Genomic DNA, 16,073 nt, shown 5'->3' with positions numbered 1-16,073 from the left:
TAGCGGCGTCTGCTGGTCTTCTGGATATTTTCTATGACTTACTGTGTGGCGATGTGCGTGGACGACGGACTCATCTTTTTGTCCGATACTCGCACCAACGCCGGCGTCGATCACATCAGCACCGCGCGCAAGATGACGGTGTTCGAGCAGCCCGGCGAGCGTGTGCTGGTGCTGCTGGGCGCCGGCAACCTGTCGCTGACCCAGGCGGTGCTGCAGGAGCTGAGCGAGCCATCCGACCCCGAGCGCCCTACGCTGTGGAGCGCGCCGACCATGGCGGACGCGGCACGCGTCATCGGCCAGGCAGTGCGCGACGTGCATCAGCGCGAAGCCCAGGCGCTGCAGGAATTCGGCGTCGACTTCAATTGCAGCTTTATTCTGGGTGGCCAGATTGCTGCCAGCGGCAAGGCGCGTGCGAGCCGGCCGCATCTGTTCATGATTTACGCCGCGGGCAACTTCATCGAATCGTCGGCGGTGAACCCCTATTTCCAGATTGGCGAGTCGAAATACGGCAAGCCGATCATCGACCGCGTGCTGACCCCGACCACCCCGCTCGACGAGGCCGCCAAGTGCGCGCTGATCTCGATGGACTCGACGCTACGTTCGAATCTGTCCGTGGGCCTGCCGCTCGATCTGCTGGTGTACGAAAAGGACGCGCTGCGCGTGACGCGCTTCGTCTCGGTCGATCATGACAACACGTACTTTGAAATGATCCACCGCACGTGGGGCGAGCGCCTGCGTCAGGTGTTCTCCGAGATTCCCGATCCCGACTGGCAGGCGTCGGCCAACGTGCCGACGCAGCGCCCCGAGCGCGCCCTGGTGATGCATCGCGCGCCGGTAGGTGGCGACGAGGCGGTCGAAGCGAAGCCGGCTCAGACGCTGGCGCAAGCCGAGAAGCACAAGGCGCAACGCTAGTAGACCCGTAGAACGGGTGCGCGGCACTTGCCAAAGGTCGCGCAAACAATCCCCGCAGCAATGAAAAAAGCCAGCCACCGGCTTATCGCCTGTGGCTGGCTTTTGACAGCGTCCTGCTTCAGCTGTCCGTCAAGTCGATTAGAACTTGTGACGGATACCGAGGCTGACGATTGCTTGCGAGTTCGAAGCCGAGAATTCGTCGTAGTCAGCAACCGATGCCACTGCGCCCGTGCCCGTTGCGCGTTGATAGGCGCCAACCAGGTAGAGGTCCGTGCGCTTCGACAGGTTGTAGTCGCCGCCCAGCGAGATCTGGTTGTACGATGCCGAGTCGCCGTTGCCCGAACCGTGCGTGAACGTGTAGCCCAGACCCAGCAATGCTGCCGGCGTCAGTTGGTAGTTCACGAAACCTGCGCCGACGTTGTAACGTTCCGTCGAGGTGAACGCCGAGAACGCGTCCGCCTTGTACTGGGCGTTGCTGTAACGCAGACCAGCCGTAACCGGTCCGATGACGTACTGTGCGCCGATCGAAGCGATACCGATCGACTTCGCCGTCACGTACGGCGTGTTGATCGAGTTGAACGTGCCGTCCGACGTACCAGCCCAGCCGCCGTTGCGACCTGCCAGCGTGTCGGCGTTATCCATGCGGATGTAGCCGGCTGCAACGCTGAACGGACCGTTTGCGTACGTAGCTGCGCCCGACCAGGTTTGACCCGAGCCAGTCGAACCTGCGACGCCGCCGAATGCGTACATCGCTTCGAACTGGAAGCCAGCGTACGTTTGCGACGTGTACTTGATTGCGTTGTTCGTACGCGAGCTGTTGTCGTTGTTGTCAACGTCGCTCGGCGTCGTGAACGTGGAGCCCCAGTAGTTGTCAGCCGTGACTGCCTGGACCAGGTCGACGACCGGGTCATACTGGCGGCCGATCGTGACCGTACCGAACTGGTCGCTCGACAGGCCAACAAATGCCTGACGGCCGAACAGCTTGCTCGAGCCGTTGTACGAACCCATGGCGCCGCTGTTCGGGCTGAAACCGTTTTCCAACTGGAACACAGCCTTCAGGCCACCGCCCAGATCTTCCGTACCCTTCAGGCCCCAGCGGTTGCCCTGCAGGTTGCCGGCGGCGAGGCCGACGGAACTCTTGTTGCTGCCCGAAACGTTAACGTTATTAACGTACTGGATCGAATCGTCGAGCACGCCGTACAGGGTCACGCTGCTTTGAGCATGAGCGGCGCCTGCTGCGCCCAAGAGTGCCAGCGAGAGGCTAGACAGTGCGAACTTTTTCATCCATTTCTCCACGCGATGATTGGTTTAGTTGTTGCGGGATGGAGAATAGCGCAGGCCGTCTGAAGGGTAATACTGAAAAAAAATGAGTGTCTCGTAAACGTGACACCGGCCGAAAACGCTTATATATCAAGGAAAGTGGACATTGTTGCTAATACAGCAACACCGAATGTCGAAATCCGCATTATTGTTGTTTCGTTCATAGTCAGGGCGTTGGCATGTGTCACAGAAGCGTCCGTGGCGGGACGGATGTAACTTTTTGTATCTTTGGGCGGGGCGACTCGAGATCGTCAAATTCCATTGAAATCAACCCTGGATTGATTTGCGTGCTAGACAGTTGCGCCCGAATGTGAGTGTTCTCCCTGGTATGGGACGCGAAAAGGGTCTCAGCCGGCGTTATCGTCGCGGCGGCGGCCGGTCACCGCGGTCACGAGGAACCCGGCGCCGGCGGCCAGCAGCATCGATCTCCACGGATACCGTTTGACATAGCGGTCCGCCGCCGCAGCTTTGCGCCCAGCCTCCAGCAGAGTCGAGGCGGCAGCGCGAGTTGCCTGGCCCTCCGCCCGGAAGACCTTGCGCCCAATGCTGGCGGCCGCGCGGACGTCCATCGCCCGCGAGGCTGGAGATTGCTGACCGCGTTGACTCCGCTGAATCTGCTGCGCCTGTGTTTCCGGCTCGCTTGCCGCGGTGCCTGCCGGAGCCCCATTAGCAGCGGTGCTCTGCGCGTCCGGACTGTCTGGCCGTTCTGTCGGCGCCATGGCCTGCGCGAGCGTGGCGGCGGGCGACAGACCTGCGGTACGTCCGGACATCGTCGAAGCAGCGAACACCGAGGCCATCTTCGCGCGGCTGCCCGGCGGGGCCTGGTCCAGTTGCCCCCATGCGCCACGCGGATCGTGCAGACGTCCGCGCGCCGCCGAGAACTCCGCGCCGAGCAGCAGCACGGCGGCCGAGAAGTACAGCCACATCAACAGCACCGCCAGCGAACCCGCCGCGCCGAACGAATTGGCCATGCCCGCATGGGCGAGATAGAGAGCGAAGAGTTTCTTGCCCGCCGAGAACAGCACGGCTGCCACCGCACCGCCCACAAAGGCGTCGCGCCAGCGGACCACGGCGTCCGGCAGGAATTTCAGCAGGGCGGCGAAGGCGAAGGCCAGCACCAGCAGGCCGACTGCCAACTGCATCAGGTTGCCGATTACGACGTAGGGCGAGTTGCCCCACAGCCACTGACCGATGAACGTAATGGCCGTATCGAGCACCAGCGAGACGATCAACAGAAACGCCACGCCGAGCACGAGTCCAAACGAAATGAGCCGGACCCGCACCAACGCGATGACGCTGGACGAGCGCGGTCCCGAGAGCGGCCAGACGATGTTGAGCGCGCTATTGAGCGACGAGAACGTGGCCGACGCGCCGATCGCGAGGAGCGCGAACGAAATGATCGCCGCGATCCCGCCCGCGCTACCCGCATGGCGGGCATTCTGGACAATTGTTTGCACGCCGGTAGCGGCTTCGTCGCCGAGCAGCCCATGGATATGGGCGAACAGTTCGCCGCGCACGGCCTGGGCGCCGAAGAACCATCCTGCCACGGCGATCACCATGACAAGCGTGGGCGCCAGCGAGAACGCCGCATAAAACGCAATGGCTGCCGCCATCGCAGCACAGCGGTCTTCAGCGAACTGCCTGAACGCACCGATTGCCCATGAGGCTTGCTGGCGCGCTGCGCTTTGCAATTTGTCGGCGGATAGCGTGTCGATGTCCATACGGCCTCTTGACGGGATCGTGGCGCCGGAAGTTGCTCACGTGCAGATGCGGCACGGCGGGTATGACCTTACGTATTGCAAGCACTATGCCTGTCACTATAACAAGGACGATCCCGCGGCAGGGTATGGCCGGCTGGGGTCATGCACAGTCACACGTACACATATAAGTAAACGTCTTATACTTTTTACTACCCACACAACATCTATGCCGAGGGCGACCATGCTGCAAATGTCCCGGCGTCAGTTCCTGAAGGTGACGGCATCCACGCTGGCCGGATCGAGCTTGGCCCTGATGGGCTTCTCCCCGGACCCCGCGCTCGCCGAAGTCCGTCAGTACAAACTGTCGCGCACCACTGAAACCCGGAACACCTGCCCGTATTGCTCGGTGGGCTGCGGGATCCTCATGTATGGCCTCGGTGACGGCGCGAAGAACGCCACGGCCAGCATCATCCATATAGAAGGCGACCCGGATCATCCGGTCAATCGCGGCACGCTGTGTCCGAAGGGCGCGAGCCTGATCGACTTCATCCATAGCCCGAGCCGCCTCTTGTATCCCGAGTATCGGGCGGCCGGCTCCGATCAGTGGCAGCGCATTTCGTGGGATGACGCGCTCGACCGCATCGCGAAACTGATGAAGGCCGACCGCGACGCCAACTTCGTCGAAACCACCGAGGATGGCAAGAAGGTCAACCGCTGGCTGACCACGGGGATGCTCGCTGCATCGGCCGCAAGCAACGAAGTAGGGTATCTGACGCACAAGGCCGTGCGCAGCATGGGGATGTTGGCGTTCGACAACCAGGCGCGTGTCTGACACGGCCCGACGGTGGCAGGTCTTGCCCCGACGTTTGGCCGTGGAGCGATGACGAACCATTGGGTCGACATCAAGAACGCGGACGTGATCCTGGTGATGGGCGGCAATGCGGCCGAGGCCCACCCGTGTGGCTTCAAGTGGGTAGCGGAAGCCAAGGCGAACCGCAAGGCGCGCCTGATCGTGGTCGACCCTCGCTTTACGCGAACCGCATCGGTGGCGGACTATTACGCGCCGATTCGCACCGGCACGGACATCGTGTTCCTCGGCGGGGTGATCAACTACCTGCTGACACACGACAAGATCCAGCACGAGTACGTAAAGAATTACACGGACTTTGCGTTCATCGTGCGCCAGGATTTTGCCTTCAAAGACGGCATCTATTCCGGCTACGACGCCGACAAGCACGCGTACCCGGACAAGGATTCGTGGGATTACGAGCGTGGCGACGACGGCTTTGTGAAGGTCGACATGACGCTGCAGGATCCGCGCTGCGTCTATAACCTGCTCAAACAGCATTACTCGCGCTATACGCCCGAGATGGTCGAAAAGACCTGTGGCACACCGAAGGAAAAATTCCTGAAGGTCTGCGAAATGCTTTCCACGACGGCCGTGCCCGGGCGTGCGGGGACGATCCTGTATGCGCTTGGCTGGACCCATCACTCTGTCGGTGCGCAGATGATCCGCACCGGCGCGATGGTGCAACTGCTGCTCGGCAATATCGGCATCGCCGGCGGCGGCATGAACGCGCTGCGCGGTCACTCGAACATCCAGGGGTTGACGGACCTCGGGTTGATGTCGAACATGCTGCCGGGCTATATGACGCTGCCGACGGAAGGCGAGCAGAACTACGCCGACTACATCAAGAAACGCGCTACACAGCAGTTACGGCCCAACCAGCTTAGCTACTGGAAGAACTACGGCGCGTTTTTTGTGAGCTTCATGAAGTCGTGGTGGGGCGACGCGGCCACAGCCGATAACAACTGGGGCTACGACTATCTGCCCAAGCTCGACAAACTATACGACTTGCTGCAAGCCATCGAACTGATGGATCAGGGCAAGATGAACGGCTATATCGCGCAAGGCTTCAATGTGCTCGCATCCTCGCCGAACAAGGCCAAAACCGCTTCCGCGCTGGGCAAGCTGAAATGGCTGGTGGTGATGGACCCGCTCGCCATCGAAACCGCCGAGTTCTGGAAGAATTATGGCGATTACAACGACGTCGACGCGTCGAAGATCCAGACCGAAGTCTTCCGCTTGCCCACGACCCTGTTTGCGGAGGAACGCGGTTCGCTGGTGAGTTCGAGCCGTGTGCTGCAGTGGCACTGGAAGGGCGTGGAGGGTCCAGGCGAATCGAAGAGCGACCTGGAGATCATGTCGGGGATTTTCCTGCGCATGCGCAAGGCGTATCAGGAGCAGGGCGGCAAATTCCCGGATCCAATCGTCAAGCTCGCATGGCCGTACGCGAACCCGGAAAGCCCGACGCCGGAAGAGCTGGCGATGGAGTACAGCGGTCGCGCGGTCACCGATCTGACCGACGCGAAGGACCCGACCAAGGTGCTGGTGAAGAAGGGCGAGCAACTATCGGGCTTTGCGCAATTGAAGGACGACGGTTCGACCGCAAGCGGCTGCTGGATTTTTTGCGGCTCATGGACCCAGGCCGGCAACCAGATGGGGCGGCGCGATAACGACGACCCGACCGGTATCGGCCAGACCCTCAACTGGGCGTGGGCGTGGCCGGTGAACCGGCGGATTCTCTACAACCGCGCATCGTGCGATCTGAACGGCAAGCCGTTCGACCCCACCCGCAAGCTGATTGGCTGGAACGGTTCCGCATGGACCGGGGCGGACATCCCCGACTTCAAGGTGGACGAGCCCCCGGAAAACGGCATGGGACCGTTCATCATGAACCCGGAAGGCGTAGCGCGCTTCTTCGCGCGCGACGAGATGAACGAAGGGCCGTTCCCCGAGCATTACGAACCGTTTGAAACGCCGCTGGGCTATAACCCGCTGCATCCGCAGAACGCGCAGGCCACCAACAACCCGGCCGCGCGCGTGTTCCCGGAGGACCGGGCGGCCTTCGGCAAGGCAGCGGACTTCCCGCATACGGCGACCACCTATCGTCTGACCGAGCATTTCCATTTCTGGACCAAGCACGCGCGGCTGAATTCGATCATTCAGCCGCAGCAGTTCGTCGAAATTGGCGAAGACCTGGCGAAAGAGGTGGGCGTGGTGGCGGGCGACCGCGTGAAGGTATCGTCGAATCGCGGCTATCTGATTGCCGTCGCGGTGGTGACCAAGCGGATCAAGCCGCTGATGATCGACGGCAAGAAGGTGCAGACCGTTGGCGTCCCGCTGCATTGGGGCTTCAAGGGGCAGACGAAGCCGGGGTACATCACCAACACGTTGACGCCGGTGGTAGGCGACGCGAATTCGCAGACACCGGAATTCAAGTCGTTCCTCGTGAAGGTCGAGAAGGCATAGGGGGCAAGATAAAAAATGGCACTGCAATCATTGGATATCAAGCGCCTGTCCGCTACCACGACTCCTCCCCCGGGGGTACGGGAGCCGGTGACCGGCACCGTGGCGAAGCTGATCGACGTCAGCAAATGCATTGGCTGCAAGGCGTGTCAGACGGCGTGCATGGAGTGGAACGACCTGCGCGACGAGGTGGGAATCAACCACGGCGTGTACGACAACCCGCTGGATCTCACCGAGCATTCGTGGACGGTGATGCGTTTCTCCGAGTACGAGAATCCGGACGGGAACCTCGAATGGCTGATCCGCAAGGACGGCTGCATGCACTGCGAGGATCCGGGCTGCCTGAAGGCGTGTCCGTCGCCGGGCGCGATTGTGCAGTACACGAACGGCATCGTCGATTTTCATGAGGAGAACTGCATTGGCTGCGGCTATTGCGTGACGGGCTGTCCGTTCAACATTCCGCGCATTTCGAAGACGGACCATCGGGCATACAAATGCACGCTATGTTCCGACCGCGTCGCGGTGGGTCAGGAGCCGGCGTGCGTGAAGACGTGTCCGACCGGTGCGATTGTGTTCGGCACCAAGGAGGACATGAAGCAGCACGCGGCGGAGCGCATCGAGGATCTCAAGGAGCGCGGCTTCGAGCACGCGGGACTGTACGATCCTCCGGGCGTGAGCGGGACGCACGTGATGTATGTGCTGCACCACGCGGACCAGCCTTCGCTGTACCACGGCTTGCCGGATCATCCTCGGATCAGTCCGATGGTGCGTTTGTGGAAGGGCATTGCGAAGCCGCTGGCGGTGGCGGGGATTGCTTTGGCGGCGCTGTCCGGCTTCTTCCACTACACGCGAATTGGTCCGAACGAGGTGACTGAGGACGACGAACTGGCGGCGCGGGATGAGGCCAGGCGCATTCGTGGCGAGCGCGAGGAGCAGAACGATGAAGTCAAATGACCCGAATCTGATTGTGCGTTACACGGCGAACGAGCGGACGAATCACTGGATCACGGCGATTTCGTTTGTGATGCTGGCGTTGTCTGGGTTAGCGTTGTTTCATCCGTCGATGTTCTGGCTAACGGCGTTGTTTGGTGGCGGGCAGTGGACGCGGATCCTGCATCCGTTTGTGGGTCTGGTGATGTTTGTGTCGTTCCTGATTCTCGCGGTGCGATTTTGGCATCACAACTATCTGGACCGTGACGATGTGCAGTGGTTAAGGCAGATTGATGATGTGCTCGCGAATCGCGAGGAGAATTTGCCGGAGATTGGGCGGTATAACGCTGGGCAGAAGCTTTTGTTTTTCACTATGGTGGGGTGTCTGGTTTTACTGCTTTGCAGTGGGGTTGTTATCTGGCGGCGGTATTTTTCAGTTTACTTCCCGGTTGAGGTGATTCGGCTTGCTGCCCTTGTCCATGCTTTTGCCGCGTTTGTTCTCATTGTTGGGATTGTGGTGCATATCTATGCTGCCATCTGGATCAAGGGGTCCGTCGGCGCTATGGTGCGTGGTACCGTCACTCTAGGGTGGGCGAGGAAGCATCATCCTAAGTGGTTTCGGGAGAGTGTTAAATAGGAAGGCCACCAGCCAAGGCAACAGAACACCCCGCCCCAAAGCGTGCGCAGCAAACAAAGAAAGAGCCGCAGTTGATATGCCCCAAAAAATCCTAGACCCATCACAGATAGCATCCCAGGACCCCTCAGCGATCCCGCGCATCCGCCTGCCGGAGCGGGCGACAGTATTTGAAACCCGCGCAGCGAGACTAAAAAACCTCGCCGCTGGCAATCCGATCTCCGCTTACATCAGACTGATGTCAACAGTAGCCGCGGCCCAGCACCTGCAGCTAACAACCATCACCCTAAACCTCCCATCGCGGGAAGCGATCACCCAGGCTCAACACCACTCCATGCCGCTAATCCCGGCCCTCTCGCCGGATCGAGACCCGCAGTGGCGCACCATCCTCCACCGCTTGCTGGACAAGGTCGAAGCCGCCGGCGCCATCACCCCCGCACTCGGCAACGTTCTCGACGCCCTGCGTCTAAAGACCCCTGAAGAACTCGATACCCAGGCCGACGCGGTCCTGGCCCATCGCTATAACGAAATCGATCCCGCCTCCGCTCCGTTTATCATGGCGGCCCTCCAGGTGGTCTGGACCGATCTTGCGAGCCGTCTCGATCCGCGTGATATTCCCTATCTCGACACGCCAGGCGTCTGTCCCGTCTGCGGCGCTCTGCCAGTTGCCAGCATCGTGCGCGTCGGCGGTCAGTATCAGGGCTACCGTTATCTGCAATGCGGTCTATGCTCCAGTGAATGGCATGTGGTCCGCACCAAATGCTCGAATTGCGATTCGACCAAAGGGATCGCCTATCATGGCATCGCGGGCGGTAACGAGGCCCTCAAGGCGGAATCCTGCGATGAATGTCATACGTATCGCAAGATCGGCTATCAGGAGAAAGACTTCGAGTTCGAGCCGCTCGCAGATGACCTCGTGAGCCTCACGCTCGATCTGTTGATGAACGAAGCAGGCTATCGGCGTAGTAGCCCCAATCCGTTGCTATGGCCTGAAGTGTCATCGGACGCATAAGCAGGAGAAACGTCGCGTGAGCGAAGTGCAGGGAAACCCGTTAAACGCGCTGCTGGCACGTGTGCCCGCCGTGGAGCGAGTCATGTCGTCCTTAGCCGTGCAGCCTTTGCTCGCCGAATACGGCCGCACCCAGGTGCTCGCCGCCGTGCGTGCCGCGCTCGACAGGCTGCGGCAGAATCTGCAGGCCGGCGTCGGGCGTGCCGCCGAGCGGCAGGATGATGGGCACGCCACAGCGTCTGCGATGTCTCACGGCGGTCCGGACGTTCTGCAGGGCGGCATGCCACTTGACGCCGCGTGCAACGAATCTCACGTCGTCAGTCAGGCCGCCATTCTGCTGGCGCAGCGCGCGCAGAGCCGTCTGCGCGCCGTTTTCAATCTTACCGGTACGGTGCTGCACACCAATCTCGGCCGTGCGCTGCTGCCCGACGAGGCCGTGCTCGCCGTTGTTGAAGCGCTCACGCGTCCGGTGAATCTCGAGTTTGATCTCGCAACCGGTAGCCGGGGCGATCGCGACGATCTGATCGACGACATTATCTGCGAGCTGACCGGCGCTGAAGCGGCCACGGTAGTGAACAACAACGCCGCGGCCGTGCTCTTGACGCTATCGGCGCTTGCGTCGAAGAAGGAAGTGATCGTGTCGCGTGGCGAACTCGTCGAGATTGGTGGCGCGTTCCGCATTCCCGACATCATGTCGCGCGCGGGCGCAAGGCTGCGCGAGGTCGGGGCGACCAACCGCACGCATCTGAAGGACTACGAAGAGGCTATCGGTCCGCGCACCGCGATGCTGATGAAGGTCCATTGCAGCAACTATGCGATCAGCGGTTTTACGAAAAGCGTCGAGCTCGATGAACTCGCGCCCCTTGCACGCCGGCATGGTTTGCCGGTTGCAGTCGATCTGGGCAGCGGCACGCTCGTCGATCTCGCGCAGTGGGGATTGCCGAATGAGCCAACCGTGCGCGAGAACATTGTCGCCGGGGCCGACCTCGTGACGTTCAGTGGCGACAAGCTGCTTGGCGGTCCGCAAGCGGGGCTTATCGTCGGACGTACCGATCTGATCCGCAAGATCAAAAAGCATCCGCTCAAACGTGCGCTGCGTGTGGGCAAGCTCACGCTTGCGGCGCTCGAGCCTGTCCTGCGCCTTTATCAGGCGCCTGAATTTCTGCGTGAACGCCTGACAACGCTGCGTCTGCTGACACGTCCAGCCGCGGAAATGCAGGCGTTTGCCGAGCGCGCGTTACCGCTTTTGCAGCACGCACTCGGGGAGAGTTTTATCGTGAGCGCCGAGCCCATGTTCAGTCAGATCGGTAGTGGCGCGTTGCCCGTCGAGCAGCTGCCTAGCTACGGACTGGTGGTGCGCCTTGCAAGCGGGAAGCGTAGCGGCCGAGCATTGATGAAACTCGAGAAAGCGCTTCATGCATTGCCGCGACCGGTCATTGGCCGCATTGCCGACGATGCATTGCGGCTCGATCTGCGCTGCCTCGAAGCCGTCGATGAAGCCACGTTCCTCTCGCAGTGCGAGGCGTTGCACGCATGATCGTCGGGACTGCTGGACATATCGATCACGGCAAGACGACGCTGGTGCGGGCGCTGACGGGCGTCGATACCGACAGGCTCAAGGAAGAAAAGGCGCGTGGCATCTCGATCGAACTCGGTTATGCCTATACGCCGCTAGAAAACGGCGACGTATTGGGCTTGATCGATGTGCCCGGCCACGAGAAGCTCGTTCACACGATGGCGGCGGGTGCATGCGGCATCGACTTTGCATTGCTGGTGATCGCCGCGGATGACGGCGTGATGCCGCAAACGCGGGAACATCTGGCGATCCTGCAACTGCTCGGTGTATCGCACGGCGCAGTGGCGCTGACGAAGACCGATCGTGTCGATGCGGCGCGTCTTGCGCAAGTGCGTGTAGAAATTGACGTGTGGCTCGCTACATCGTCGTTTGCTGGAGCGCCGGTGTTCGAAACCAACGCGACGCAGTCAGACGACGCTGGGGTAGCACAACTCAAAGCCTATCTGCACGAAACCGCGGTCGCATGGCGAGCGCGTCGCGATGACGGGCTATTCCGCTTGGCGATAGATCGGGTGTTCACCTTGACCGGGCAGGGCACGATCGTGACGGGAACCGTTTTCGCCGGACGCGTGACCACCGGCGATACGGTAGTGCTCGCGCCGGCCGCGACGACGGTGCGCGTACGCAGCATTCATGCGCAGAATCGCGCAGCGGAGGCGGGCCATGCCGGACAGCGCTGCGCGCTCAATCTCGCCGGTATCGAAAAGGAAGCGATCACGCGCGGCGACTGGATCGTCGATGCGCGATTGGCCGAGCCGTCGGAACGGCTTGATGTCGAACTGACGCTGTTAGCCGATGCCGGCATTGCATTGCAGCACTGGACGCCGCTGCATGTGCATATCGGCACGACGCATCGGGTCGCGCACGTAGCGTTGCTGGATGGCGATACCTTGCATGCTGGCGAATCGGCGCGAGTGCAACTCGTTTTCGATGCGCCCGTGTGTGCGTTGCCCGGCGATCGCTTTATCGTGCGTAATGCGCAGGCTAGCAAGACCGTTGGCGGCGGCCGCGTGCTCGATCCGTTTGGTCCCGCGCGCAAGCGTCGCACTCCTGAGCGTCACGCGTGGCTCGATGCGCTGCGAGCATGGCTCGACGCACGCACGATCGAGCCGCTGCTCGAGCAGGCTCCGCACGGCATGCTGCGTTCGACTCTCATGCATGTAACGGGGTTGCCGGCAAACCTGCTGAGCGTGCCGGAGACCGCACTGACTATTCCCCTGCACGGAAAGACCGCGGACGATGCGGTGGTTGTGCAGCGTCGTCATTGGGAGCAGTTGGGCGTGCAGGTCGTGAGTGCATTGGAGCAGTTTCATCTGCGCATGCCCGACGAGCAGGGCCCGGACGCCGCGCGCTTGCGCCGTATCGCGGCGCCGCTGTTGCCGGATGGGTTGTGGCGCGCGCTGGTTGACGCGCTGGAAATGCAAGGGACAGTGGTGAGAAGCGGTGCCTGGCTGCATCTGCCGGAGCATCGTGTCGCGCTCGACGCGAGCGAGGAAGCTTTGGCCGCGAAGCTGTTGCCCTTGATCGCGCAAGGCCGTTTCGATCCGCCCTGGGTGCGCGATCTGGCAAGTGAGATTCATGAGCCGGAAGAGAAGGTGCGACAACTGTTGCGCAAGCTTTCGCGGCAGGGTGTGGTGTACCAGGTGGTGCGGGATCTTTTCTATCACCCGGACGTGGTGTATGAACTGGCGCGCCTGGTGGGTTCGCTCGCGCAGGAGCACGGCGGTGGGCTGGGCGCGTCCGCGTTTCGCGATGCGAGCGGTTTGGGACGCAAGCGTGCGATCCAGATTTTGGAGTTCTTCGATCGCGTTGGATATACTCGTTTCCAGCGCGATCTTCGACTCGTGCGCGGCGACAGTCGTTTGCTCGAGACGCTTTGAGCGTGTCCGTGCCGTCGCCGTGTCCGGGGTATTCATCTTCCCGAGAAGGAAGGCATTCGCATCTGGTGGTGCGGCTGGACTTCAAATCCAGTAGGGGGTGTCAGACACTCCCTGGTCGGTTCGACTCCGGCTGCCTTCCGCCCTGCAAGGCTTCCCGGCTATTCCAGCATCTTCCGCAGATGTCCTCCAGGTCGCGGATTTTGAAGCGGTTTATGGGTAACGACGTGCTTGCTGCTTCCGCCAGAGTCCCGCACAATTTCCACAAGAAGTATGGGTAGCGGTATGGGTTTTGTGGGTAGGAATGGAGCGGAATTCCAGGATCCAGTCGTGATCGGGTCGATACGCACAGTTCAACGCATGACTCGTACTTTTCCGCACGCGAGTCCGCTCGCGCTGCGGACTCATAATCCTCCCCGAAAGGACGCCGCGGGTTCGACTCCCACCCGGCCCACCATTCGTTGTTCCAGCAGGTTCCGGACGTTCCGTCCAAATCTTTCCCACTCTTGCCGCACACGCGTTTCAATGCCCCCTTGCTTCCCGGAAGCTCGTGTGTCACCCGTTGACATCCTCAAGTTTGCGGCGAACAACCGTGATTGGTCCGGAGGGAGCAGGCTTCTATCGCGCGAAGGGCGTTTTCTATTGCCAGCGTGTGGTGTCACGCGCCGCCGCGATTGCCGCCGCGATTGCCGCCGTGTGCAGCAGGAAACGTCAACGACACTGCAAATCCCCCATCGGGCGCATTCTCCGCGCTAAATGCCCCACCGTTATACCGCACGAGGCGTCGGACGATTGCAAGTCCCAGTCCGCAATGGGCGTTACCTCCACGAGCTTCGTCGAGCCGCACGAAGGGTTGCAAGGCACGCTCGAGTTGCCCGGCAGGGATGCCGCCGCCATGATCGCGCACGCTCAACACGTACTGGCCGTTGCGCCTGAAGGTTGAGATGTCCACTGGCGGTTCTCCGTACGTCAACGCGTTTTCGATCAGGTTGGCGAGAATCCGGTCGAGGTCGACCAGCGGCAAATTGAAACCATCACCGGCGTGCAGGTTAAGCCGCACCAGCGCATCGTCTGCGAGACTGTCGCCGTAGTGGCGGTGGCAATGTGCGTCGACGCCCGCGTGCGGGGACGTGTCGGCCGTCTCACGTGCGAAGTCGAGGAACTGCGTCACGATGCGCGACAGCGATTCGGCGTCACGCAGAAAGCCGCTGCGGTTCGCTTCGTCGGGGAGGAGATCGGCGCGCACCTGCATTCGCGTGATCGGGGCACGCAAGTCATGCGCAACGCCCGCCAGCATCACTGCGCGCTCCTGTTCGGCTTGCGCGAGTTCATGCACCATCTGATTGAAGTCACCGATCAACTCTTTCACTTCACGCGGACCACCTGGCTGCACCACGGGCGCGCGGTGGCCGACACGGAATTCGCGCGAGGCTCGCGCAAGCCTGTGCAGCGGCCGCTGCAAATACCATGCGCCGAGCAGCGCGATGATCACGGCTAGCGCGAGCATCAATAAAGATGCGCTCAGGAAACGCCGCCCGGGCAACGCCGCGTTTTGCAGTTTCGCCCAGTCCGCATTGCCGGCATAACGCACCCACACGGCGCCGTTGTCGGGATCGAATATGACCTGACTGCCCGGTGGCAGCTTGCTGCGCAGGTTGCGGTCGAACGGCGTGTTCGTGTTCGTGCAAGGCGCGGGGCAGCCGGACTGGATCGCCTTGTCCGCCGGCACGTAGGTCACGCCGAGCGTCGCAGCGATGCTCGAGGCGGCGAGCGAGCCGTCGTGCTCAGCCTGCATGGCAAGCTGTACCGCGTGCTGCATATGAGTCGCATCGAGCTGACCACGCTCCGAGTCGACGATGATCAGCAAGGTGACGTGAACCAGCACGATCAGCCCGACCGTCATCAGCGCGAGGCGGCCGAACAGCGTGTTAAGCGGGTTTTTCATCGTCGCTGTTGCCTGGTACGAACATGTAGCCGATGCCGCGCAATGTCTGGATCCGGCGTGGATTGGCGGGGTCGTCCTCGAGCAGGCGGCGCAGGCGCCACACCGGTACGTCGATGCCGCGTTCGGTCACTTCCGCGTAGGGGCCGTGCAGCAGGTCAACCAGCTTCGTGCGCGAGAGCGCCTCCATGGGATGCAGCGCGAACACTTCGAGCAGCGCGTATTCGCTACCAGTGAGTTTGAGTGGCTCGTCATCGCGATACAGGGTGCGCGTCGCGAAGTCGAGACGAAAGCACCCAAAGCGAAACGCTTCCCGCCGTTCCACCTGGATCGCTAACGGAGCTTGCGCGTGCCGGCGCAGTACGGCGTGAATGCGCGCGAGCAGTTCTTGCGGCATGAACGGCTTGCCGAGATAGTCGTCGGCGCCGAGTTCGAGACCGATCACGCGGTCCACGCCGTCGGCGCGCGCCGTCAGCATGATCACAGGAATGGTGTTGCCGCTCGTGCGGAGTTGTCTGAGCGCGGTAAGTCCGTCGATGCCCGGCATCATCAGGTCAAGCACGACGATGGAGGGGCGCTCGCGTTCGAGGCGGCGCATCAGTTGGTTCGCATCGTGCAGCACCGAAAATTCGATGCCGCGTTGCTGAAAAAACGTTCTCAGCAGATCGCGCAGATCGGCGTCGTCGTCGACCAGCAGGACCTGGATTGGCGTGTCGGACATGGTTGGGCCTGACGAGGTGAGCGCTGTTGACGCTGTAAGGGGCGGTGTGTATCCGCACAAGAGCATGGCGAGGCGCACGAGGGCGAAGATTCCGCCGCGCCGGCTGCTGGCCGGTCGCACACCGAAATATAGCGAAATACCG

Annotated in this window: 11 protein-coding genes and 1 tRNA gene; 8 read left to right on the top strand and 4 right to left on the bottom strand. The window is 61.7% G+C overall.

Annotated features, from left to right (window positions below):
• The first annotated feature begins 33 nt into the window (after nucleotides 1-33).
• Nucleotides 34-912, top strand: coding sequence for a proteasome-type protease (locus tag P3T20_RS23535; RefSeq protein ID WP_074267741.1), 879 nt, complete (start codon nucleotides 34-36; stop codon nucleotides 910-912).
• 138 nt (nucleotides 913-1,050) lie between these two features.
• On the opposite strand, the gene P3T20_RS23530 is transcribed toward P3T20_RS23535, so the two are convergent.
• Nucleotides 1,051-2,196 carry a porin gene (locus tag P3T20_RS23530; RefSeq protein WP_074267742.1) on the bottom strand — a complete coding sequence of 382 codons (1,146 nt, stop codon included), beginning with the start codon at nucleotides 2,194-2,196 and terminating at the stop codon, nucleotides 1,051-1,053.
• A gap of 383 nt (nucleotides 2,197-2,579) precedes the next feature.
• Complete coding sequence (locus tag P3T20_RS23525; RefSeq protein ID WP_429288022.1) at nucleotides 2,580-3,953, bottom strand: YhjD/YihY/BrkB family envelope integrity protein; 1,374 nt, start codon at nucleotides 3,951-3,953, stop codon at nucleotides 2,580-2,582.
• A gap of 220 nt (nucleotides 3,954-4,173) precedes the next feature.
• On the opposite strand from P3T20_RS23525, the gene fdnG reads away from it, so the two are divergent.
• The 7 genes from fdnG to P3T20_RS23490 all read left to right on the top strand — a co-directional run bounded on the left by fdnG (nucleotide 4,174) and on the right by P3T20_RS23490 (nucleotide 13,411).
• Nucleotides 4,174-7,245 carry a formate dehydrogenase-N subunit alpha gene (gene fdnG, locus P3T20_RS23520; protein WP_429288021.1) on the top strand — a complete coding sequence of 1,024 codons (3,072 nt, stop codon included), beginning with the start codon at nucleotides 4,174-4,176 and terminating at the stop codon, nucleotides 7,243-7,245.
• Between the two features lie 15 nt (nucleotides 7,246-7,260).
• On the top strand, nucleotides 7,261-8,196 hold the full coding sequence (gene fdxH, locus P3T20_RS23515; RefSeq protein ID WP_429288020.1) for a formate dehydrogenase subunit beta: 936 nt from the start codon (nucleotides 7,261-7,263) through the stop codon (nucleotides 8,194-8,196).
• Nucleotides 8,183-8,809, top strand: a complete 627-nt coding sequence (locus tag P3T20_RS23510) for a formate dehydrogenase subunit gamma (RefSeq protein WP_074267747.1) — start codon at nucleotides 8,183-8,185, stop codon at nucleotides 8,807-8,809. The genes fdxH and P3T20_RS23510 overlap by 14 nt, the downstream gene beginning before the upstream one ends.
• Nucleotides 8,810-8,885: 76 nt before the next feature.
• On the top strand, nucleotides 8,886-9,818 hold the full coding sequence (gene fdhE / locus P3T20_RS23505; protein WP_429288019.1) for a formate dehydrogenase accessory protein FdhE: 933 nt from the start codon (nucleotides 8,886-8,888) through the stop codon (nucleotides 9,816-9,818).
• 16 nt (nucleotides 9,819-9,834) lie between these two features.
• Complete coding sequence (selA, locus tag P3T20_RS23500; protein WP_429288018.1) at nucleotides 9,835-11,352, top strand: L-seryl-tRNA(Sec) selenium transferase; 1,518 nt, start codon at nucleotides 9,835-9,837, stop codon at nucleotides 11,350-11,352.
• The gene (gene selB / locus P3T20_RS23495) at nucleotides 11,349-13,271 is read left to right on the top strand and encodes a selenocysteine-specific translation elongation factor (RefSeq protein ID WP_429288017.1); all 1,923 of its coding nucleotides are present in this window, start codon (nucleotides 11,349-11,351) and stop codon (nucleotides 13,269-13,271) included. The genes selA and selB overlap by 4 nt, the downstream gene beginning before the upstream one ends.
• Before the next feature lie 47 nt (nucleotides 13,272-13,318).
• Nucleotides 13,319-13,411: transfer RNA gene (locus P3T20_RS23490), tRNA-Sec, on the top strand.
• A gap of 515 nt (nucleotides 13,412-13,926) precedes the next feature.
• On the opposite strand, the gene P3T20_RS23485 is transcribed toward P3T20_RS23490, so the two are convergent.
• Both P3T20_RS23485 and P3T20_RS23480 read right to left on the bottom strand, forming a co-directional pair.
• The gene (locus tag P3T20_RS23485; RefSeq protein ID WP_429288016.1) at nucleotides 13,927-15,213 is read right to left on the bottom strand and encodes an ATP-binding protein; all 1,287 of its coding nucleotides are present in this window, start codon (nucleotides 15,211-15,213) and stop codon (nucleotides 13,927-13,929) included.
• Entirely contained in the window at nucleotides 15,197-15,931 is a 735-nt protein-coding gene (locus tag P3T20_RS23480) for a response regulator (RefSeq protein ID WP_429288015.1), read from the bottom strand. Before P3T20_RS23480 ends, P3T20_RS23485 begins: the two co-directional genes overlap by 17 nt.
• Nucleotides 15,932-16,073 lie beyond the last annotated feature (142 nt).

Source organism: Paraburkholderia sp. GAS206C, from assembly GCF_050435645.1.
GTDB classification, from domain to species: Bacteria; Pseudomonadota; Gammaproteobacteria; order Burkholderiales; family Burkholderiaceae; genus Paraburkholderia; species Paraburkholderia phenazinium_B.
This window is presented reverse-complemented; position numbering and strand designations above follow the sequence as displayed.